This window comes from Bacillus sp. JJ783, from assembly GCF_036963225.1.
In the GTDB taxonomy this organism is placed as follows: Bacteria; Bacillota; Bacilli; order Bacillales; family Bacillaceae_G; genus Bacillus_A; species Bacillus_A cereus_U.
Genome location: NZ_JBALMG010000114.1, coordinates 1 through 3132 on the forward strand (window position 1 = coordinate 1; position 3132 = coordinate 3132).

The following is a 3132-nucleotide window of genomic DNA, read 5'->3' on the forward strand; positions in this document are numbered from 1 at the left end:
ATTAAGTTCATTTAATTTATTTTTGGTTTACAATCGGTGCCTTCTATGTACTAGGCAAGCTTAAGCAAACATGCTATCTAAATTAAGAATGATAGTTTACATTTAGTTAAATCCTTTTTATTAAGTTTATCGTAATTCAAGTATATGGCGCTGTCTTTGTTAATAACAAGTAGTAAAATTGTATGAAAAAAATAGCCGGAAAAACCGATTTTTTACCATTTAATTTAACAAGAAGTATAGAAATAATCAAAGTATGAATGTACAATTTAAATAATCGATACATTTTTTTACATATGTGAGAATGCCCATTTTATATAGTATGAAAGATTAAGAAATACATAATGACTTAATTAGTAAAAAGCATGAAATGGTTAAATAGGGAGAGTAGAGAGATGGAAATTGGGGAACGTATTCGGCAAGTTCGTATGCATAAAGGATTAACACAGGGGGAGCTCGTATCAGAAATATGCTCAGTAACCTATTTAAGTAGAATTGAGAGTGGGAAAATAAAACCATCATCTTCTTTTTTAAAGAAAGTTTCTAAGAAGCTGGATGTTGATGGCGATTATCTCATAGAAGGTAATCACGAGGAGATAAAGCTTACTATTCTTGAAATATGTAATAAATATAAAAAAGATAAAAGTATAACTGAAGCTGAAGTATCCTCATTAGAATTATATGTTCGTGAAGTGGATTCAATCCCTTTATTATTAAAGGTATATGGTGTACTTATATACTATCATGCCCGACAAAAAAACTTGTTATATGTGAAGTCGCTTGTAGATCAAGCTTCGCAAATGATACCAAGTCAGGTGGAAATGCAAGATACTGAGGATTATATTTATTACTTAAGAGCTCGAGGTCTTTATTTTTCTAATAAAGGTGAATATTTTACAGCATATGAAGTTTACAAAAAGATAGAAAATATGCTGGAACTAGGAGAGACAGAGTTGCACGCAGATACGTATTACAATCTAAGTATAGTAAGTCAGAATCTTAATAAAGATCAAAGTATTAGTCGCATATATGCAAAAAAAGCATATAAATTGTATAAAAAGTTTAATATAGAACAATATAAAATTTATGCGCTAATACTTCTTGCGATGCAATATAACAAAGATAAACAGTATGAACAAGCATATGAAACTTTAAAACAAGTAGAAAATGAATCAAAGGTGGAAAATGAGCCATTAAATTTATGTTTTTTGAAATATAATTATGGGAAAATTTATCAAGCATTAAAAGATTATAAAAATGCAATAAAGTGTTACGAGGAAAACTTGATTCTTTGTGAGTATTTACCAAACAAAGAAGGTAAGGTATATACAATTCGGAATTTAATAGAAATTTATATAGAATTAAAAGATTGGCAAACAGTAACTAAACTTATAGATGAGGCATTTGAAATTTTATCGATTTGTGATGTACCGTATGCCCATGTTCAACTATATGGATTTAAAGCGGAAAAATCTAAAATATGGGCAGATTATAATGGATATGAGAAGAATATGAAAACAGCAATTGAGATGGGGATAGAAAAACAGCAATATAGCTTGGTTACTGAATTAGCTTATAAATTAGGAGATTATTATTATGAGAATCGTTCCTATAAATTATCTGCAAAGTATTTTAAAATATCAGCTGAAAATAAAATGGATTAAAACAGGGTTTCAGTAATATGTTTTCTTAGTTTATAAATTATTAGAGGTTATCCTAAAGAGTACGTGTTTTAACGCTCTTAGGGAGAAACTTTTTTTATCCCGCATTAGCGGTTCTGTATGGAAAGAACCGCTAATGTGAATTGCATATGCGAAGCAAAATAAAAAAGAAAAAGCCAATGTCCTAATCGTATGGAAATTGGCTTTTGTTTATCTGTATTATAGAAACTGGCCTACTGGAAAATCAAGATTAATAGTGGTATGGCGCAATATTGATTTATGGGAGTTCGCTTTTTTGGAAAACAAACGCATTAAAACAGCAACTTCTAAGGATGCACTAGATAAAGCATTTTCATCTTCTCTACCAATAAGTACTACATCCGGTATAACAGGCCAAGAGCCAGCACGATTATAAAAGGGAGCTAAAGGCGGTTTACATGTAAATATACCGAAATCTATATCGCTTTGTTTTTCAATCCATGCGGTAGCGGCAGTAACTGTATGTAAACCTAAACCTTGACCATGATAATCTGGATCAATCGCTACACAACTCAGTCCGGCTATATTAAATGGTTGTCCCTTATGATGGATAGTTTTGCGTACTACACCTGCATAGCTGACTAGCTTTTCGTCTATATAGGAATAAAATGAGTGTACATTAAATTCTTTAAGATGTGTTTCAGGAATTTTCCCCTCAGGCAGGGAATCGGAATCTGGCCAAACCCGCTGTAGCATTACAGCAATTTCGCGTCGTAATGCATCAGATGCTTGATTATAGTCGGTTGATTGTACAATATGAGTTGTCATAAGTTATTCTCTCACTTTCTACTATGTTTAAATTCTATATACTCAGTAAAAGCCAGCATCTTTAGATCGTTAGGGTGGTATTTTTTTCAATTTGTTTGAAATATATTTAAAAATCAGTTCCAGTCATTCGAGCTAGCATAAATGTTATTAAAAATATTGACTCGCAAGTAAAAGCTCTGATTTATTTGATGCTTAATAAGCTAAGAATAACATAAAGAGAATAGTCATTATTTTTTAGAGCATCCTAAAGTTTATCATCTAATAAGCCTGGAGTGAATCTCATGCTAAAGAGTAAACTATCCCTAATAATTTACGGGATTTTAATAATGGTCATATTTGCATCTCCGAAAGAAGGAAACGCAGCTAACATATCTGATAAAGATTTTTATGATTCCTATAACACTTTATTGGCTCCGTATGCAAGTCGAACGATTCAAAGCAAACTTGGACCTTCGCATCAGTATAGTTTAACTGATGCGAAGGTTATAAAAATTGACCGATCCCCAAAATACACTTTTAACTTCATTGTCGTTGCAAAGTATCGAACTTATACAAACGCCCATAACCCACCAAATCATGTTGTAACAATTACTTATAACATTAATCCAAGTGGAGTGAAAGTTATAAACTTCAAACAAAAGAAAGAGTAAATAAAAGAGTGAGTATC

At 31.4% G+C, this 3132-nt stretch carries 3 protein-coding genes; 2 read left to right on the forward strand and 1 reads right to left on the reverse strand.

Annotation, left to right across the window (positions count from 1 at the left end; translation table 11 throughout):
• Positions 1-392: 392 nt before the first annotated feature.
• The gene (locus tag V7038_RS22280; RefSeq protein ID WP_335695645.1) at positions 393-1661 is read left to right on the forward strand and encodes a helix-turn-helix domain-containing protein; all 1269 of its coding nucleotides are present in this window, start codon (positions 393-395) and stop codon (positions 1659-1661) included.
• A 216-nt stretch (positions 1662-1877) separates the two neighbouring features.
• On the opposite strand, the gene V7038_RS22285 is transcribed toward V7038_RS22280, so the two are convergent.
• Complete coding sequence (locus tag V7038_RS22285; RefSeq protein ID WP_335695646.1) at positions 1878-2465, reverse strand: GNAT family N-acetyltransferase; 588 nt, start codon at positions 2463-2465, stop codon at positions 1878-1880.
• A 281-nt stretch (positions 2466-2746) separates the two neighbouring features.
• On the opposite strand from V7038_RS22285, the gene V7038_RS22290 reads away from it, so the two are divergent.
• The gene (locus V7038_RS22290) at positions 2747-3115 is read left to right on the forward strand and encodes a DUF3888 domain-containing protein (protein ID WP_002110384.1); all 369 of its coding nucleotides are present in this window, start codon (positions 2747-2749) and stop codon (positions 3113-3115) included.
• Positions 3116-3132 lie beyond the last annotated feature (17 nt).

Coding starts and splice junctions, on each gene's coding strand:
- V7038_RS22280 (WP_335695645.1), top strand. CDS start 393: ATGGAAATTGGGGAACGTATTCGGCAAGTTCGTATGCATAAAGGATTA.
- V7038_RS22285 (WP_335695646.1), bottom strand. CDS start 2,465: ATGACAACTCATATTGTACAATCAACCGACTATAATCAAGCATCTGAT.
- V7038_RS22290 (WP_002110384.1), top strand. CDS start 2,747: ATGCTAAAGAGTAAACTATCCCTAATAATTTACGGGATTTTAATAATG.